A 16748-nucleotide genomic window follows, 5' to 3' on the forward strand; every position below is an offset into this window, starting at 1 on the left:
GACTACTGCTTATACACAAACAGCTTCTCCATATTCAGCGCCTCAATACCGGTATCAAGCCGCTCTCCACTCGTGGCATAGATAGTTAGCAACAGTTCGCCCTTTTCTACCTTATCGCCAGCTGTTTTATGCAAATACACGCCAGCCTCTTTGATAAATGGATTGCCAAGCGCGCGCGATATCTTCACAATCTCCTTGTTATCGACGAAATCTATTATGCCATCTCTTTCTGCCATAAATTTCTGCTCATAATCACCAATCTTGATCTCCTCGGATGTTTTCTTGCCAGGCGCACCCTGAGCCATAGCTATCTCCCAGAACTTTTCTGCGGCTTCACCCGAATCTAGCTTCTGCAATGCTGCTCTTCTACCCTCACCTACTGGCACTTTCTCTGTCAATTCAAGCAGTACACCCGCCATGTCGACAGCTGTTTCCTCGAGCTTCATAGGCCGCTCTGGATGGCGCTCAAATACTTGCAAAATGTCGCGGACCTCGAGGGCTGGACCAATACCATAGCCATCTGGTGCAACCACCCGCCTAGTGTATGTTTCGCACTTAATTCCAACTTTGGCAAAGAGCTTCTTAAACTCTGTGCTGAGAAATTCAACATCATCTGGCTTCTCAACCTTAGTGCCTGGGCCATATGGGATATCGATCACAATATGAGTGATACCCATTGAGACCTTCTTAGCAATGATACTGACTAACAGCTTCTGGAAAGATTGGACATGGAGGCCACGCTCTACTCCAATCAGTACATCATCAGCTGGTGATAATCTCAAGGCTCCACCCCAGATCATAAATGCCCCTGTTTTCTTGATAATCTCATACAGCTCTTCATTGGTATGGGTCATCGGCATGATTACCTCAAGGATGTCGGTAGTACCAGCAGGAGTTGTAATGGCTCGGGTAGATGTATTTGGGATGACCAATCCGTGAGCGGCGATTATTGGCACAAGGATCGGAGTTATGCCTTTTGCTGCCACACCACCGATCGAGTGCTTGTCGACAACCATATTTCCATTCTCCTTTACATTCCTGAAGTCGAGTACATCACCTGCCTTCGCCATTCCATGGATTGTTGCCAACACCTCTTCCTCGTCAAACCCTGGGTTGAAGAAGGTCGCCATAAAGTAGGCAATCTCAACCTCACGTATCTTTCGGTCTGAGATATCCTGGGTAATTACCTCTAGCTCGTGTGCACTGAGCTTGCTGCCAAGAAGCTTCTTCTTGATATACTCAAGCGATTCTGGGCGGTCAATAATTGTAATCGTGATCGTATCTCCCTGATGGATTCCATAGCGTGACCAGATATCCTCGTTTATGCCCACATGCCCTTCTGGGACTACACTGTCTGTAACCTCAACGACTACATATAGCACCACATCATTTTGAAATGAAAATGAGACTATGTCGCCCTTATTGATGCCCTCTTTTCGCGCATCGTCGGCATTTAATAACACTTCGAGCTCATTTCCTGTCTCGACATCTAAATTGTTGCTCTTCAAATATAACGCCATTCGCTAAATGTATAGCATTTAGATTAAAATTTTCAAAGTGACATTGACTACCATGCTAGAAAAGCCATTTATACTCTCGCTGTATCGCACGTTCGATCTCATCTGGCTTAAGCACACCTAATTCAGTTATATATCCTGTGATAAATTCTTTGTTAATCAGCTCAAACGATGGATTTACAAGCTTCAAGCCAGCAGGAGCCTCTTTCCACACCTCGCTTGCCTCTCGCATCTCAATCTCAGGTGGCTTGTAGGCAGTGGTTACATCTGTCTTCAACACACTCCCAACGACATATAATGGCTTGCTCGCATAATAAGCGGCAAGCGCCACTCCCCAGCTGCCGATCTTATTAATCGCATCACCCTTCATGCTTATCTCATCACAGCCTGTAAAGATCACATCAATCTCGTGGCTCCCTCGACCGATGATGTAAGACTCGGCTGAACTATCTACAATCATTGTGGTATCGACACCGCCTTCAACCAGAGCCTTCGCCGTGAGCCTACCCTGCATCAACGGTCGCGTCTCAGTGCATACAGCCTTAAATCCTGGAACACGTTTGGCATGCTGAATGATCAGCCCCTCAACAGTAGATGAATGGCAGTGAGTCAGCACCTCGTTTACATCTGTACCAAGCAGCTCAAGTCCGTTCTGGGTTATCTTCTGCTTTGACTCTTCGATAAACTTGAGGAACTCATCGGCGAGCTGTCCAACCTTATCTTTCGCCTCATTTATATCGTGTAGATCGGCGTTTTCGATCCTCAGCATATGCATGACAAACTTAAGACCGTTTTTTGCCAAAGGCTCATTCGGCCTCGCTTGTGATAGCCGTACACCTACTCGCTCTACCTCTGAGAGGAATATTGGCACATCGTTATCTCCATTATAATCTTTGGCAAAAAGCTTCAGGCCCTCAAATGTGGCAATCGCGACATTGGTTGCCCCTTGGATCTTTACATCTTTGATATCTTGCTCAATCTGTTCAATGCTACTGTATTCCATTGTTAATCAAGCTCTACAACTTCATTTAGATACGGCACATATGATTTCAGCTGTAGCTCCTCGGTAATGTTTGCGGCAAAACCCATCGCTATGCTCTCCTCACCATGCATCACAAATACTGTCTTGGGCGAGTGACCGAAGCCGCGCAACCAGTACCGGAGATCTCGTGAATCCGCGTGCGCCGAAAATCCGCCCAATGTGTGTACCTGTGCCCTTACATCCACTTCCCGACCCTTTATCCTCACAACCGGCTCACCATCAACAATCCTTCGTCCTAGCGTCCCTTTTACCTGATACCCAACGAAAACAATATGGGTATTCTTCTTCTCAATATTGTTTGCGAGGTGGTGGACAATTCTTCCACCGTTACACATGCCTGAGCCGGCTAATATGACGATGCCGTTCAGTCCAATAAGTCGCCTTGACTCATCTGCACTCTCTACAGTGTGGAAGCCCTCGAAATGAAAAGGATCATCGCCTTTTTCAAGCAATCTGCGTGCATCCTCATCATAGAATGTTGGGTATTTACGGAATACTTCTGTAGCCTTCATCGCCATAGGGCTGTCGAGATATACTTCGAGGCCGCTCAATAGCTTGTTTTCAATTGCTACATTTAATTCGTAGATTATCTCCTGCGCTCGCTCTATTGCAAATGTAGGGATCAAGATATTTCCACCATCTTTCTGTGCGTCCTTAATTACTTTTAGAAACTCTTTTACCGTCTCATCCTTGCTCTTGTGGAGGCGGTTGCCATATGTCGACTCAATCAGCACATAGTCGGCCTCGCGCAGCATATCTGGATCTCGCACAATTCTCTGTCCCTGCTGACCCAAGTCACCCGAGAACACAATTTTCCTCTGTGTTCCACTACTGTTTTTTACCCATACTTCGAATATTGCCGAGCCCAAGATATGCCCTGAGTCTCGCATTCTAAACTCTAAACCGTCACGAAGCACCACTGAATTTCCAAATGGGTAGATATCGAATAGTCCCATCGCTTTTGTCACATCCTCAGTTGTGAAGAGTGGCTCTTTATTTTCGTAAAGACTACCCTCCTCTGCGTGTGGCCAATATGAGTTGCCATTCGTTTTTTGGCTGCCACCCTTTCCATATCCTTGCTGGTCGGCATAGTAATGCTCTTCAGACTCTCGCTTCTGGCGGGTAAGCCATCTTTGATACTCCTCTTCCTGTAGGTTTGCTGCGTCCATGAGCACAATCTCGGCAAGATCGCGAGTTGGCTGGGTCGAAATAATCCTACCTTTGAAGCCTTTGCGTACAAGCTGAGGAACCCTACCACAATGGTCAAAATGGGCGTGAGTTAGTAGCAGATACTCGATCTCCGCAGGATCAAATGGGAAATCCTCCCGGTTAAGCTGATCCAGCTCGTCCGAGCCTTGAAATGCACCGCAATCTACAAGTATCTTGGTATATCCGAGGTCTAGAAAATAGCACGAGCCTGTTACTGTCCTTGCGGCGCCACAAAACTGTATCTTCATCCTGAATCGGGCAGTTAAATTATATTTCAGCCTGTTTAATCTGATACAGTTTATATTAGGTTTGCTGGTATGGCAAACCTCAGGCCGCTAACTTATAGTACGAAGTATTTCACGGTGCAATGCTTACAATAAATGGGCACGGATAGTGCACAATAGTTTATGGCAGCAGATTGTAATTTAGTATTAGGTAGCGACTAGAATTGAGTGTGGTAGACTGTAGCCAGAATTAAATAATTTAACTAAGACCGCACAGTCTTGGCTATAATAAGCCGTTATATTGCACAATTATCATGACAAACACGCCAAGAAGCACTTCGCCTTATAGGTTAGCGGCACAGATCGAGAGAGTTGCGGTGATCTATACCTTCGCCGCACTCCTCTTTCCAATTCTGGCTGTGCTGCTCAGCTATCACTCCTTCTATTTCGATCTCTTCTCGCACTTCCAACTTCAATACTCCGTCATCTGGCTGATTTCGGCTCTTGTCATGGTGTTACTCAAATTTTACAGAGAGGCTTTTGCCTTTATATTCTTCATTTTGGCGTTCAGCATGCCACTCATCTACCCTTCTACCTTCGCATCGGCCCCAATTTACAAGCCCGAAATATACTTCATGAATACCAACGCCTTCAGGACAGAGGCAGAATACCGCCAGATGGCCAATTACATATCTAGCTATCGCCCAGCCAAAATCGCGCTAGTCGAAGCGCACGACGATGTGGTTGAAGAACTTGTTCAAAAAGGCTACCCACTCCAAACCAGCTATACTCGTGGGGCACTCTCATGCGCAATACTATCTGAAGAAGTGCCAATAAGGAGCACAGTTATTCAAGCCACAGAATACCCTATCTGCTACGCGCAATATGCCGACTACCACTTAATCGTGGTACACCCGATTCCACCGCTCAATCCACATAACTTCGAGCGGGAGAAACGCTACTTTACATATATAGAAGAGATGATTGAAGAGCTTGATAGCCGTGATGAGCGCTTCGTGCTGGTTGGCGATTTCAACTCTACCTCTTATTCGCAACTATTTTCAAATAGCTTCCATGACTATTTCGTACAGAATAATTACAGCTGGAACAGCGGCTCACTGCTAACCATCCCCATCGACCATGCGATGTCGAATAGTGAGATCAATGTAACCATGGGAGACACAGTTTTCTCTGATCACCGAGGGTTATTTGTGGAAATAGATCAAGATTAAGCTGGCTGAGTGTCTAGATATTTTCTGGCCTCATCGATTAGCGCCTCTTTGGTATTTAGGATCGGGTCGTCCAGTACTCTCTCCAGAAGATGATTCAAGATTTTACCCAATTGTGGCCCCTTCTCTACCCCAAGCTGCTCCATCAGGTCATGACCGGTGATCTCCAGGTCAGAGATTTTTAGCGCCATGTCTTTCTCCCGTACCTCTGAGATTCTTAGCTGCAGCTCGGCTATCTCATCCGGATTGAATGCCGACATCGGATTAGACGAGGCATCGGCGATGCGCAATGCGAATAGGTCGTCTAGGTTCTCGTCGCCGACCTTTGACATGAAGCGTCGTACCGCCGAATCACTCCACTCGTGAACTTTGACATGCTCCACCTGCTCTTCACTCATCCCCTCCTGCACATGAGGATAGTAGAACATGTGCCATCTCACCAGCGTGACAGTCTTTTCTATATCGCTGTTTGAGAAGCGCATACGCTTCATAATCTGCTTGGTCATCTCGGCTCCTTCGGTGTCATGACCATAGAAATGCCCATCCTTCATATCCTTTCGTGGTTTCCCGATATCGTGAAATAGTGCTGCAAGCTTAATATTGTCTGGCGCCACATCACAGGTGCGAAGTGAATGCCAATATACATCATCATGATGGAAAAGCTTCTGCTCAACATCCACTCCCTCAAGCAGCTCAGGGATGAAGATTTCTAACAATCCGGTCTGCCTCATCATCTCGATGCCGACCGATGGCTTCGGAGAGCCTAAGAGTGTTTTCATAAACTCATCGCGTACCCTTTCCATCGATACCTGCTTTGCCACAGGTAGAGCTTCTTTAATCGCCTCAAATGTCTCAGGATCAAGCTCGAACTGTAGCTGTGAAGCCAGTCGGCACGCTTTAAATGCACGCAGCCCATCCTCCTTGAATCTCTCAAGCGGTGTGCCAACAGCCTTTACCAATTTTCTCGAGATATCCCCCATCCCGTCAAACGGATCGTACACTACCCACTCTCGCTCACCCTCATCACCAGATAGCTCTGCAGATGCCAGGTCTATGGCCATAGCGTTAATTGTGAAATCGCGACGCCCAAGATCCTTATCCAGATCCCCTATAAATTCTACTTTTGAAGGCCAGCGACCATCCACATACTGCTCCTCAGATCTGAATGTCGTCACCTCTACCTCAAATATTTCACCATGCACGTCTGGCACCAGTGCCGATACCATACCGAAGCGAGCACCAGTAGAGACCGCTTTCGGAAATAGCTCTAGCATCTCTTCCGGCTTTGCATCGGTTGCTAGATCCCAGTCATATGGAGTCTTGCCCAGAGCGATATCTCGAATAGCGCCTCCTACCAGATAGGCCTTATACCCCTCTTTTAGGAGCATTCGCGCTACCTTCTGGACATAGTCCGGAATCTGTGTGGTTAATTTCTGCTCATTCATTAGTAAGTTATCTTCAATAAACTTGGGCAAATTAGCTTGACCCGATCTTACACCAAACTAGAGCAGTACGAAAAGTGCTAACACCAGCCCTATCAAGATTGTCACCAGGAAGATTTGCATCAATCTTAAGCGATAAAACTTATCGCCCACCAGCGCTGCGAGCACAATTTTCACTACTAAGTTCACGCTGGCAGCAATAACCAGTACAAATGCACCAAATTCATACGTGATCTTATCTCCTACGAGAGTGGCAGTATTTATCGTGACGACATCAAGCCCTAAGACTGAAGATATCATTGTGGATACAACGAATCCCGAGTCTCCAGCATAATACAACGCTAGACGGGTAAATATTGTAATAACAGCAAATATTGCTCCAAAAACCAACGCCGGCTTTATCTTGAATGGTGAGTCAAAATTCAGACCGACAGCCTCGATCTCCTTGCTTTTAGCCTTGCCACTCCGCCTAAACATATGCGTGCTCCAGATGACCCATACAAGCAGAAAGGCTGACATCCCCATCATAGGGATGAACAGTAGCTTTGCCAATGCTATATCCACAATCATCGCGAGGAAGAGGACACGCACGAAACTTGTCATGTTAGCCATCACAGTAGCATTCAGCAGCAGCGTCTTGTCAGACTTAGTCTTTACCCGTGTGCTGCTCTCAGCTAAGGTCTGTGTCGCAACAGTACTTGATACTAGCCCACCAAGAAGCCCAAGCAGGTTAAGTCCTCTGTTCTTGCCCAAGATCCTGGTCAGGAAGTAACCAACAAAGTTCATGCTCAAAATAAATACCACCACCATCCACCATCTTTGTGGGTTAAAGATTTCCGACGCCTCAAGTACCTCTACCGACAGATTCTGCGCAATTTGCTCGCCTACCACTGGTATATCTGCGATCCCGTAATAGGCATTTGGCAGAAACGGCAATATGACAAGCGTAAACAGTATGAATTTCAAGGTGTCCTCTATCTCTTTTTCCGAGAACTTGGCTATCGCGGTCTTTAGCTCTGACTTCATAGAAAGAACAACCGCATCGATTACCGCAATGGCGACAACCAGCTTGAGTGGCACATCTGTCGCAAACATGAGCAGAGAGAGCGTGTAAACGAGAATAATCGAAAGCTCAGTGGTCAGCCCAAACGAGTTCTTATCAAAATAGTTGAGTACGAATGAAATTATAATGAAAACCATTAAGCCGATGCTTATCGAGATCGTTAATGCCTCCAACCCATAATGATATGCAAGCCCCGAGACGGATCCAAGCACGGCGAGCAAGATATATGTCCTTACCCCACCGATATTATCAGCAGGTATCGCCGCCTTTATGAAAGGGAATTTACGCCTCGCGTTCTCGGATTTCTTCTGGATCTCCTTTGCCGTCCTTGGATTCTTCCACACACCATCCCGCTCCAATCCAAGTAGTGCTCCCAAGCATATTGCCAGTATAAATCTGAAGACTATATCGGTAAGTGTCATGAGCAGCTTTGTCGACTAGTTAAATTTCATTAAATTCATGAAAATCTTTAATTTAATCTATCAGAAAACCGTATCCTCAGCCACCCCGCTAACCTATATCACGATATAGGTTAGCGGGGTGGCATTAAGTAAGGCTTAGCGCTATAATACCAGCGCTAAGATATGTATCAGCCCAACATGACAGTCGAAAACATCCTAATCGGAGAATCAGTCTATATAGTCGGCCACAAGAAGCCTGACGTAGACGCAATAGTCTCAGCATACGCCTACCAGGTGTATCGTCACGCGCGCGGAGACTTCAACTATATCGCCGTCCGCTGCGACGAGCCGAATGTTGTAACCGAATGGGTATTCAAAGAAACGGGATTTAACATGCCGCGACTGGTAGAAGATGTCTCTGGTAAGAAAATCGTGCTGGTAGACCACACAGATCCCGAGCAGAGACCAAACGGCTGGGAGAAAGCCGAAATTATCGAGGTAATGGATCACCACAAGCTGAAGCTTGAGACCAGCATCCCACCCAAGATCACTATCCGACCGTACGGCTCCACTACTACACTTGTTGCAAATAAGTTGCTTCAAACAAATGTAACTATCCGTCCAGAATTCGCGCAGCTGATGCTGTCCGCAATCTTAGACGACACACTTGCCCTTCGATCCCCTATCACCACACACATTGATAAGAAGGTCGCTGGCGAATTGTCCGCAATCTCGGGCATCAGCGATGTCGACGATTATGCCAAGAAGCTGTTCAATAAGAAAGATGTATGGAGCAAGATGAGCGCAGAGAAGATTATTAACACAGATATCAAGAGCTTCGAGATGGGTGGCGTGAAGATGACAATTACGCAGGCAGAGACGATGGACAACCGGAAATTGAGCAAGCGCGTCCCAGAGCTCCAGAAGGCGCTTGAGAAGCATGCTAAAGCTGAAAAACTAGAGCTTGCGATCTTAATGCTTACCGACCTACTGCGCGAAGATGCCATCGTGATCTGTGCAGGCGAGAAAGCTGGAGACCTAGAGAGAATCTTCGGCGTGCAGCTAGAGAAGGATGGTAGCTTGATAATCCCAGGGATGTTGTCGCGCAAGAAACAGATGGTTCCTCCTCTGGTGAGGTTTTATGGGGAGGTGAAGGAGTAGAGTCTACAAGCTTTAAACTTCAGCTAAGCATCAGTTATCTTACAGCCTCGTACTTGTCACGCAAGCTCTTAACTACCGACATCACTACCTGATACTGCTCTGATGTGGTATAGATATGCTCGGTCAGTCTACCAAGTACCATCAATGCTTCAGCTCTGCTAAACCTCAGGTACTCGAAACGATCTAATTGAAGATATCGCGGGCCACCAGCATGATTCACTTGAAATATCGGAAGATGAAACTCGTCCTTGCCTTCGGTTTTTTGAGCAAGTGCCAACCCTAAAAAGAGTTGGCCGTTCATATACTGATCCAGGGTTTCAGTTTCTGATTCAATAGCGCCTATATAAAAACCGATAGTCTGATGTATCCGGTCAGCATTTGCGATTGGAAGACCTCTAAGTGGTCTGAATTCTCTTACTGCACTAGCATTTGGCTCAGCTAATGCCTTGACAGTGCGAATCTCAGATAGTTGCATTGCATTACCTTGAGCATCTGTTAGATGAGCAAGATAAACCGCAGTGTGCTCTGGAAACCCCATTCCTATCAGATAATTGTAGCTTTCAGCAGGGGTTGGTATGAATTGGTTTTGTCCTTCATTTACTGCACCAGAAACCGCTCCCACCTCACCAGTTTTTTGACCATTAGGATTCATTGCTATCTTCTATAAAGTTTATCTACCCATTATACTCCCACACAGTCAGATCCTCCAATACCTCAATCCCCTTCTCCTGCGGATCCTTACAATCCACATCCACCACCGACAAGAAAGTTCTGTCCGCCGGCACCAAGTTCGTCGGCCACATCGAGAAGACTACTCCGTTATCAGGCGCCAACACATCTGCATTCCGCCCCTCTCCTACAACATACCTCCAACCTACCCTATCTCCTTTTGCCACCCTATCCCCAAGCTTCACCTTTAGGTGGAGCACTGAGGCAACCGACGATCGGACACCGATTCGACGACTGACAACATACTGCTTCTCTGGCACCACGATCTTCCCTGGGAACATACTGTTGGCGGCTAGGATATTCTGGACTCCGCGAAGAGCCACCTGCTCTAGAGTTGGGTAGATTATCTGCGCACCGCCGATCTCCACGGTGATTACCGGCACTTTATAAGTGTTGTTCATGGCGACGGCCATCATATTTAGATCGCCATCACGCTCAATTATGTACTCTGTACCAAAGTAGCGGGCAAGCTCGCGTGTGCACGATTCGCAATCATCCGCATCGTTCTTATGGATCCGCGCGTGTGGGAGGAACACCGCCCCATCCCCTGCATCATGGATATCGATCCCCATATTGCACTTCTTGAAGAAATTCTCGACTAGAGATGCTGCGACTACCTCAGAGATACTTTCTTCAATTTCATCTAGATTCTCACCGAACTGACGATTTAGATCTTTGCCATCCTCTGGAAGGTTGCGCTCGCCCTTCTTGAAGCCAGTCGGATTTAATAATGGAAATATGTATAGCTCGCCTTTTAATTTGTCGACGACATTTGCTTCACGAGCCCACTCGATCACTTTACTGACAGCATATACACCATTTACCTCGTCGCCATGTATCCCTGCGGTGATAAAAAGCTTGCTTCCAGGCTCTTTGCCCACAAGATGGTAGTACGGGATAGAGATTTCGATTTCATTAAATTTAATGATGTGATTCTTTAATTCCATTAACCAATAGACTATACTTGGCAAGAATATATTTCAACCTAACAAGCTGATGCTTGGATGCAGCCGACTTACAAACCTCATACTCACTATTGCCATCGGTATTGTGCTCACCTTTATGATCTCCGCAGCGATAATTTCGTATGCCGCTTCGGAGGTGATTAGTGACCGTGAGAAGGTGAAAGAGGCTATCAAGGACGACAAAGTTAAAGAAGATTTCATACTATATATACAGGACGAGCTTGATAAGCAGACCGACGGCGACCTCTCATTAATTATTAATGAAGATGCAGCGCAAACAATCTTAGACGATCCTACCGCTGAGGAGAAAATTGATGAGACTTTAGACCAGCTCGTAGACGACACATATGATTGGCTCGAGGGTGATGCTGATGAGCCAACAATTGTAATCGGACAAAGTGATGGCTCTGATGAGACCTTGCTAGAAGAGGAGATTCGAGACAAGCTGGGGCCAGTTGGCGACCTTATCAATTACGATGAGCTAAACGAGGCCTCATCGCAATTCCGACTATACGAGGTAAAAGATGATCAGATCAATCAGATCCCGCAGCTCTACCAGACTCTGACCGGCCTTTACAAGAAGCTGCTAATCGGAATCGCCGTGCTTACTATTGTGTTGCTTCTCTCTGCCCAATCTATCCGCAAAGGCGCCTTCTCACTCGGAATCGTGCTGGCAGCATCTGGAGCCCTAGTGCTATTCACTCCACTCTATCTTGAGCGCTCAACCGGTACAGAGCAGACAGTTGCCGAGCAGCTCGACCGGCTCCCATGGCTGGTCAAAACTGTGCTGAACGAATCTGTGCAGACAGTTAAAGAGATCGAGACGCCCGATTTTGTGAATACATTTGCACTGACACTGTTCGAGGATATTCAGGAAGAGGCTGCTCTCTATGCGAAGCTAGCGATTGCATTTGGAATTGTGTTGGCGATAGGCACGCAACTCTCGATCAGGCGCACCGAAGCGGAGAACGACTATGACACAGTGAGTCAAGGTAGTGGCGATGCGAGGCAATTTATCGGTCAGGGTGGAGATCCATCTCGACGCGTACGAACAATGACTGATGATCAGTATGATGATCCCCGCGACGATATCGATGTTGACGAGGATCCAGATGAAGAGCTTGAGCTAGAAGAGGAAGAGTAAGAATACTATATCCTTCTCAAATCTAAGGAGCCTTATCGCCCTAGAACATTCGCAAGCTTCATCCGAATTGATCTCACAAGATCATTGTGATACTCGGACATGGATTCCATCTCATTTAATAGTCCACCAATGCTATCCTTATCACGAAGCATCCTTTGAAAATCGACTACCTGCACAGTCATGAAGTCAAACTCTGGGGCCACCCGATCAGTATCGGTATCAGCATCTGGTATATATAGACCCACTAAGCCATCATCGGCAACCTCACACGTCAACATGGCGAGAACGAAACTTTGCAGTCCCGGCCTGACTGCTATTTCACGAGAATTGTCATCCGACCATCTGAATTGCACACACATGCATACATCTTCCAGTTGCCAAACAAATTCCTCTAATCTGCCCGCATACCGGATTATGGGCTCGTTCCCTCCAAAAAGGTACGTTAGCAACCTACCTCCTTCTTCGCCTGCCGCTCTGGCACCATCCAATACGCCATAGCTCGGATTTTTTAATATTTCTGCTGAATCTGCCATAGCAATCACCCCTTTCCAACTTATTTACCCGATTCTACACTATGGGTTAGATATCGACAAATCCTATCCCACAATATACAGCTCCTCCTCCGCCCGAGTAACTGCTGTATACAACCACCTACTCCACTCATCATCACTCATGCTCCTAAACCGCTCCTCAAATAGTATAACCCGCCGCGACTGGCTACCCTGCGCCTTATGCACAGTCAGCGCATACCCAAAATCAAACAGCTCGCACCTATTGAACAGATACCGCTTCTCGGTGTAATTCAATGTCTGTGGACTATTAAATTGCTCAACTGAGACGAGCCCTTTAAATTGATCCTCCTCCCCGTCCATCTGGATCTCTGCATAGTAGAAGTCTGCACTCTCATCCTCGAGGTGGGACATCGTGCCAAGCATGCCATTGTAGATCCGCTCTTTGTGGCTATTGCGGAGGCAGATCACTCTATCGCCCGGCTGTGGCAACGACGAGTCAAAGCCCAAAAAGCCCCGGATATGTGAGTTTAGCCTAATACGGGTGTTATTGTAGCCGCAAAGCACCAGAGTCTCGTCATTGTACATCGCTAGCCAATCCTCGATCTGGTCGCGCACATCATCTTCCTGTCGTGAGATTTTTTGGACGACAGGAGAGTATTTGCCGGCGGCGATCTGACCTTTCTCACGAGCCTCAATCGAGAGCGCAATAATTGGGTTCTCTCTGGCCTGTCGGTGGATTTCATTAAGTTTTAATATAGGAGACTGCATCAAATTGAAGCTTCCCTTGATCGGTGGCAGCTGCCCATGATCACCAACAGCTATGATGGGGATCATATAGGAGGTTAAGTCTTTCCAGATCGACTGATCGACCATAGAGGCCTCATCTACAATAATAAGGTCGGCCTCTATATCTTCCCGCAGCTCCCATCCTATGATTTCATCCTTATCGTCCACCATCGGTGAGTAGATCAGTGAGTGAATTGTCGATACAGAGTCTTTCGGATAGATAGCCCCCGTTTCTTTTAATTTCCCCTCTAGCACCCTAGCTGCCTTGCCCGTATATGAGCAGAATGCGACAGCAATACCTTTATGCTGCTTCTCTAGCTCTTTGCGGAAATGGCTTACCAATGTAGTCTTGCCGGTTCCTGCATAGCCGCCAAGTGTGATGTAAGGCTTATTCCCTTTCTTCCAGTCGAGGAGGGTGTCAGTTATTTTTTTCTGTTCTTCGGTCAGGCTTATCTGCGCCATATGCATAAGTTTCGTTATCTAGTGCAGCGTGATTATACAGCAACTTCGGCGTGCCAAACTGCACACCGACTCCAACCGCATTCCTCGATGTACAAAACTTGTGGAGTAACTCTAGAAGCCATTGACAGCTCGGGTCAATTTCAGGAGCCCATCAGGTGCAATGTTTATGCTTCATCGCCTGCTTCCAATCACTACCTTCAGGCTAACTTCCAATTCCATGCATAGCACAGAACGCCGCCGAGTGATCGATAGCAAATATTAAACAGCCTTGTACCAGCAATATAGAGAATACTTTTTACGCCGCTCTGGAGGCGCCAGCAATTCTGCGGATCAAAATAGATGGTTGGTAATTCTTAATGGACTGTGAAACATACTCCACATGAACAACGATTTCATATGTGTCCTCGCAGACATATGTGGTGGCTTTTGCATGACGGCGGAATAGGTCGTACAATCCTCAGATCTAAAATTACTGCCCATCAGAATGTTCAACAATCAAGGGACTATTGTTCCCGAGACCCAAACAGCCACAAATTTCATACAGTACCTAGTGGAATCACAAGGTAAATTCCCAACCCCCGAGTACTTCGCCGAATATGCTAGGCTAGCAATACCAGCAGACGAAGACCCGTTTAGATATCAGTGCATAGTCGACGGATATAGATTAGCGCATGAGTCACCAGCAATAGAGTCTCGCATCAACTTCATAACGACCCACCAGATCGACTTTAGAGAACTTGCAGAAGAGCTTCCCTTACATCTAGTTGATTATCACCTCGCGATTGCGGGGTTCCTACCGGGAGTAGAAGATACTACAAGCGGAAGTGCTAGCAAAATCTTCACATCAGGCGCCTATATTACTTCTCTTACCCATGGAAGATTAAGCGCTAGTCCCCTACCAATGGCTGGTCTCGACTGCCTGACTGATAGTAAAGACCAGTACTGGGCATTACTCGTAGAAGATATTGGGCTTGGACATGTCGCAGTTCGAGCTTGCACAATCTTTGGCCGTAATGAGAACGGATTATACCCTTTACGCAAGTCATCTTTAGGAAATCCACTACAAAGAGCGCACAGAAACAGATACCTGCTTGACCACGCCAGAAGAATCAACCAACCACTGGAGTGCTAGCCCGATCAGACTTCGCCCGCTCCACCATGATACATCTATCAACCGAGCAGCTCAGACCGAGCTGCTCACACCTCTTGACCAACTCATCAGATTCGCTTCCCGGCTGAAACCACACCTTCTTGATACCCAGCTTGTCTACCTCATCTACTACGACCATTCCAACCGAAGCAGGCACCACCATCACCACCACGTCGACCAGCTCCGGACACTCTTCTACACTTGCATACACTTTCTCACCAAGCAGCTCTCCAGCATTCGGATTGATCGGATACACCTGATATCCACCCTGCTTTAGATCCACGAACACCTTATGCCCATATTTATTCGGGTCGCGCGAGGCACCCACTACGGCATATCTATAGGTCTTATTTATATAATCTTTGACTTCCATACCCAATAATTTAACGAGTTATTGACCCCTGTACAGTGGATGGATCGTTTATCAGCCCAACAAATAGCAGCACGCCATTGTTCTTATCATAGATTGTATACACGAACGGCTGGTCGGCTATAAACGCAAATGGCTCATCGTCGAGCCCTACCGAGGTGACATCCACCACCACACTGGTCACGGCTGCCGCCTCACTCCCCTCCTCATCCACCTGGAGGTATGAGATATGTTGAACTTTAGACACATATAGCTCTGCATCAGAAATTCCACTCAGATCCGCCACTCCCTCCCCAAAAGCATCCTCCATACCCATTAGGTTCAAGTAATCGTTTAAGATCAGATCACCGCGGATGGTAAACTTTGGCAATTCTACGCTGGCTTCCCCTTTTACACTACCAGCTAGTACTGACTCAAATAGCTCATAATTAAAGTCCGCTACTGATCCATCTCCTTTAGGCATAAATAGCCACGACGAGAGTGACTCATCGGCGTATGGCAGCTCAACCGCACTCCATTCATCTCCATCGAAGTAGTTCAAGTCAAGCTCACCACTGCTCATCATTGGCACCCGAACCTTTCCACCATTCGCTTTCGTAAAGTCTTTCTCCTCTGTAAGCTCTGGGTCGAACTGGTATTTCCAATCTGCTTTTGTATAGATTGCATTCATCAGTATTAGATATGTATCGCCACTAAGCTCATCAACCACCTTCGTGATCTTGCCCTTTGTCTTCTCAGATGCCCAGCCATTTATCTCGTCTAGAGTAGAGGCTTGGCTAAATGGCAGACTGCTAACCAACGCACCATAGTTATCGGTTAACTGGTCCAGATAGCTCTGCTTGATTGGTGCATTCACTCTGTTTTCAGAATTTGCCCAAAGTGAATTTGCGATGCTGATTTCTGAGCTCTCGCCGCTGCGGTTAAGTGAGGCATTTAGACTCTTATACTGCGCGGCTACCACTGAATCAGCTGAGTTCTCTATATTTAGCACACTCCATATCTGATCCTTCGTGTCTCCGGCTGCGCCATGTCCCAGCATAGCCAAGGCTGAGTGAATACTTACAGGAGATATAAAGAGATTCTCTTCACATGCCTCTTGATCAGAGCTACATATAGCAGCAATAAGCTCGGCCCCGAACTGATTAGATGACTGAGTGATCACCTCTGGCTTCAGATCTTTGACATCGCTCTGATTACTATTTGGATCTTGTTTATCGCTCACTGGCTCTGCACTTTCTCCCCAAAAAATTACATAGAGGATGATCAGCAATATTGCAACGACCGAGATAGAGATAATGATAATAAATCCATATTTTTGTAGAAATGTCTTCATTGATTTAGC

General features: G+C 46.7%; 15 protein-coding genes. 4 read left to right on the forward strand and 11 right to left on the reverse strand.

What is annotated here, in order from left to right; genetic code table 11:
- Window positions 1-2: 2 nt before the first annotated feature.
- The 3 genes from QY318_01155 to QY318_01165 are packed head-to-tail and all read right to left on the reverse strand — an operon-like array spanning window position 3 to window position 4016.
- A complete protein-coding gene (locus tag QY318_01155; protein ID WKZ31365.1) occupies window positions 3-1520 on the reverse strand; it encodes a thymidine phosphorylase in 1518 nt (505 codons plus the stop codon).
- Between the two features lie 55 nt (window positions 1521-1575).
- A complete protein-coding gene (locus tag QY318_01160) occupies window positions 1576-2520 on the reverse strand; it encodes a translation initiation factor eIF-2B (protein WKZ31366.1) in 945 nt (314 codons plus the stop codon).
- Window positions 2521-2522: 2 nt separating this feature from the next.
- Complete coding sequence (locus QY318_01165; GenBank protein WKZ31367.1) at window positions 2523-4016, reverse strand: MBL fold metallo-hydrolase; 1494 nt, start codon at window positions 4014-4016, stop codon at window positions 2523-2525.
- A 290-nt stretch (window positions 4017-4306) separates the two neighbouring features.
- Between QY318_01165 and QY318_01170 the strand changes: the two genes are divergently transcribed.
- Window positions 4307-5224 (forward strand): hypothetical protein, encoded by a 918-nt coding sequence (locus QY318_01170; GenBank protein WKZ31368.1) that lies wholly within the window; start codon window positions 4307-4309, stop codon window positions 5222-5224.
- On the opposite strand, the gene QY318_01175 is transcribed toward QY318_01170, so the two are convergent.
- Both QY318_01175 and QY318_01180 read right to left on the reverse strand, forming a co-directional pair.
- Window positions 5221-6666, reverse strand: coding sequence for an HD domain-containing protein (locus QY318_01175; GenBank protein ID WKZ31369.1), 1446 nt, complete (start codon window positions 6664-6666; stop codon window positions 5221-5223). The genes QY318_01170 and QY318_01175 overlap by 4 nt on opposite strands.
- Window positions 6667-6723: 57 nt before the next feature.
- Window positions 6724-8148, reverse strand: coding sequence for an MgtC/SapB family protein (locus tag QY318_01180; GenBank protein ID WKZ31370.1), 1425 nt, complete (start codon window positions 8146-8148; stop codon window positions 6724-6726).
- 177 nt (window positions 8149-8325) lie between these two features.
- Between QY318_01180 and QY318_01185 the strand changes: the two genes are divergently transcribed.
- Entirely contained in the window at window positions 8326-9288 is a 963-nt protein-coding gene (locus QY318_01185) for a manganese-dependent inorganic pyrophosphatase (GenBank protein WKZ31371.1), read from the forward strand.
- Window positions 9289-9322: 34 nt separating this feature from the next.
- Here the strand turns inward: QY318_01185 and QY318_01190 are convergent, their stop codons facing one another.
- Both QY318_01190 and QY318_01195 read right to left on the reverse strand, forming a co-directional pair.
- A complete protein-coding gene (locus QY318_01190) occupies window positions 9323-9940 on the reverse strand; it encodes a hypothetical protein (GenBank protein WKZ31372.1) in 618 nt (205 codons plus the stop codon).
- Between the two features lie 22 nt (window positions 9941-9962).
- Window positions 9963-10964 carry a succinylglutamate desuccinylase/aspartoacylase family protein gene (locus tag QY318_01195; GenBank protein WKZ31373.1) on the reverse strand — a complete coding sequence of 334 codons (1002 nt, stop codon included), beginning with the start codon at window positions 10962-10964 and terminating at the stop codon, window positions 9963-9965.
- 49 nt (window positions 10965-11013) lie between these two features.
- Here QY318_01195 and QY318_01200 point away from each other — a divergent pair, with 49 nt between their 5' ends.
- Window positions 11014-12126 (forward strand): hypothetical protein, encoded by a 1113-nt coding sequence (locus QY318_01200; GenBank protein WKZ31374.1) that lies wholly within the window; start codon window positions 11014-11016, stop codon window positions 12124-12126.
- Window positions 12127-12158: 32 nt separating this feature from the next.
- Here the strand turns inward: QY318_01200 and QY318_01205 are convergent, their stop codons facing one another.
- Together QY318_01205 and QY318_01210 are read right to left on the reverse strand one after the other, a co-directional pair.
- Window positions 12159-12659 (reverse strand): hypothetical protein, encoded by a 501-nt coding sequence (locus QY318_01205; GenBank protein ID WKZ31375.1) that lies wholly within the window; start codon window positions 12657-12659, stop codon window positions 12159-12161.
- A gap of 63 nt (window positions 12660-12722) precedes the next feature.
- A complete protein-coding gene (locus tag QY318_01210; GenBank protein ID WKZ31376.1) occupies window positions 12723-13886 on the reverse strand; it encodes an AAA family ATPase in 1164 nt (387 codons plus the stop codon).
- 484 nt (window positions 13887-14370) lie between these two features.
- Here QY318_01210 and QY318_01215 point away from each other — a divergent pair, with 484 nt between their 5' ends.
- Window positions 14371-15018, forward strand: a complete 648-nt coding sequence (locus tag QY318_01215) for a hypothetical protein (GenBank protein ID WKZ31377.1) — start codon at window positions 14371-14373, stop codon at window positions 15016-15018.
- Here QY318_01215 and QY318_01220 read toward each other — a convergent pair.
- Together QY318_01220 and QY318_01225 are read right to left on the reverse strand one after the other, a co-directional pair.
- Window positions 14996-15409, reverse strand: coding sequence for a CoA-binding protein (locus tag QY318_01220; protein WKZ31378.1), 414 nt, complete (start codon window positions 15407-15409; stop codon window positions 14996-14998). The two genes, QY318_01215 and QY318_01220, sit on opposite strands and share 23 nt — an antisense overlap.
- Window positions 15410-15419: 10 nt before the next feature.
- Entirely contained in the window at window positions 15420-16739 is a 1320-nt protein-coding gene (locus tag QY318_01225) for a serpin family protein (protein WKZ31379.1), read from the reverse strand.
- Window positions 16740-16748: the final 9 nt, after the last annotated feature.

The sequence above is a fragment of the Candidatus Dojkabacteria bacterium genome, assembly GCA_030583845.1.
In the GTDB taxonomy this organism is placed as follows: Bacteria; Patescibacteriota; Dojkabacteria; order SC72; family JAHDCA01.

Coding starts and splice junctions, on each gene's coding strand:
- QY318_01155 (WKZ31365.1), bottom strand. CDS start 1,520: ATGGCGTTATATTTGAAGAGCAACAATTTAGATGTCGAGACAGGAAAT.
- QY318_01160 (WKZ31366.1), bottom strand. CDS start 2,520: ATGGAATACAGTAGCATTGAACAGATTGAGCAAGATATCAAAGATGTA.
- QY318_01165 (WKZ31367.1), bottom strand. CDS start 4,016: ATGAAGATACAGTTTTGTGGCGCCGCAAGGACAGTAACAGGCTCGTGC.
- QY318_01170 (WKZ31368.1), top strand. CDS start 4,307: ATGACAAACACGCCAAGAAGCACTTCGCCTTATAGGTTAGCGGCACAG.
- QY318_01175 (WKZ31369.1), bottom strand. CDS start 6,666: ATGAATGAGCAGAAATTAACCACACAGATTCCGGACTATGTCCAGAAG.
- QY318_01180 (WKZ31370.1), bottom strand. CDS start 8,148: ATGACACTTACCGATATAGTCTTCAGATTTATACTGGCAATATGCTTG.
- QY318_01185 (WKZ31371.1), top strand. CDS start 8,326: ATGACAGTCGAAAACATCCTAATCGGAGAATCAGTCTATATAGTCGGC.
- QY318_01190 (WKZ31372.1), bottom strand. CDS start 9,940: ATGAATCCTAATGGTCAAAAAACTGGTGAGGTGGGAGCGGTTTCTGGT.
- QY318_01195 (WKZ31373.1), bottom strand. CDS start 10,964: ATGGAATTAAAGAATCACATCATTAAATTTAATGAAATCGAAATCTCT.
- QY318_01200 (WKZ31374.1), top strand. CDS start 11,014: ATGCTTGGATGCAGCCGACTTACAAACCTCATACTCACTATTGCCATC.
- QY318_01205 (WKZ31375.1), bottom strand. CDS start 12,659: ATGGCAGATTCAGCAGAAATATTAAAAAATCCGAGCTATGGCGTATTG.
- QY318_01210 (WKZ31376.1), bottom strand. CDS start 13,886: ATGGCGCAGATAAGCCTGACCGAAGAACAGAAAAAAATAACTGACACC.
- QY318_01215 (WKZ31377.1), top strand. CDS start 14,371: ATGTTCAACAATCAAGGGACTATTGTTCCCGAGACCCAAACAGCCACA.
- QY318_01220 (WKZ31378.1), bottom strand. CDS start 15,409: ATGGAAGTCAAAGATTATATAAATAAGACCTATAGATATGCCGTAGTG.
- QY318_01225 (WKZ31379.1), bottom strand. CDS start 16,739: ATGAAGACATTTCTACAAAAATATGGATTTATTATCATTATCTCTATC.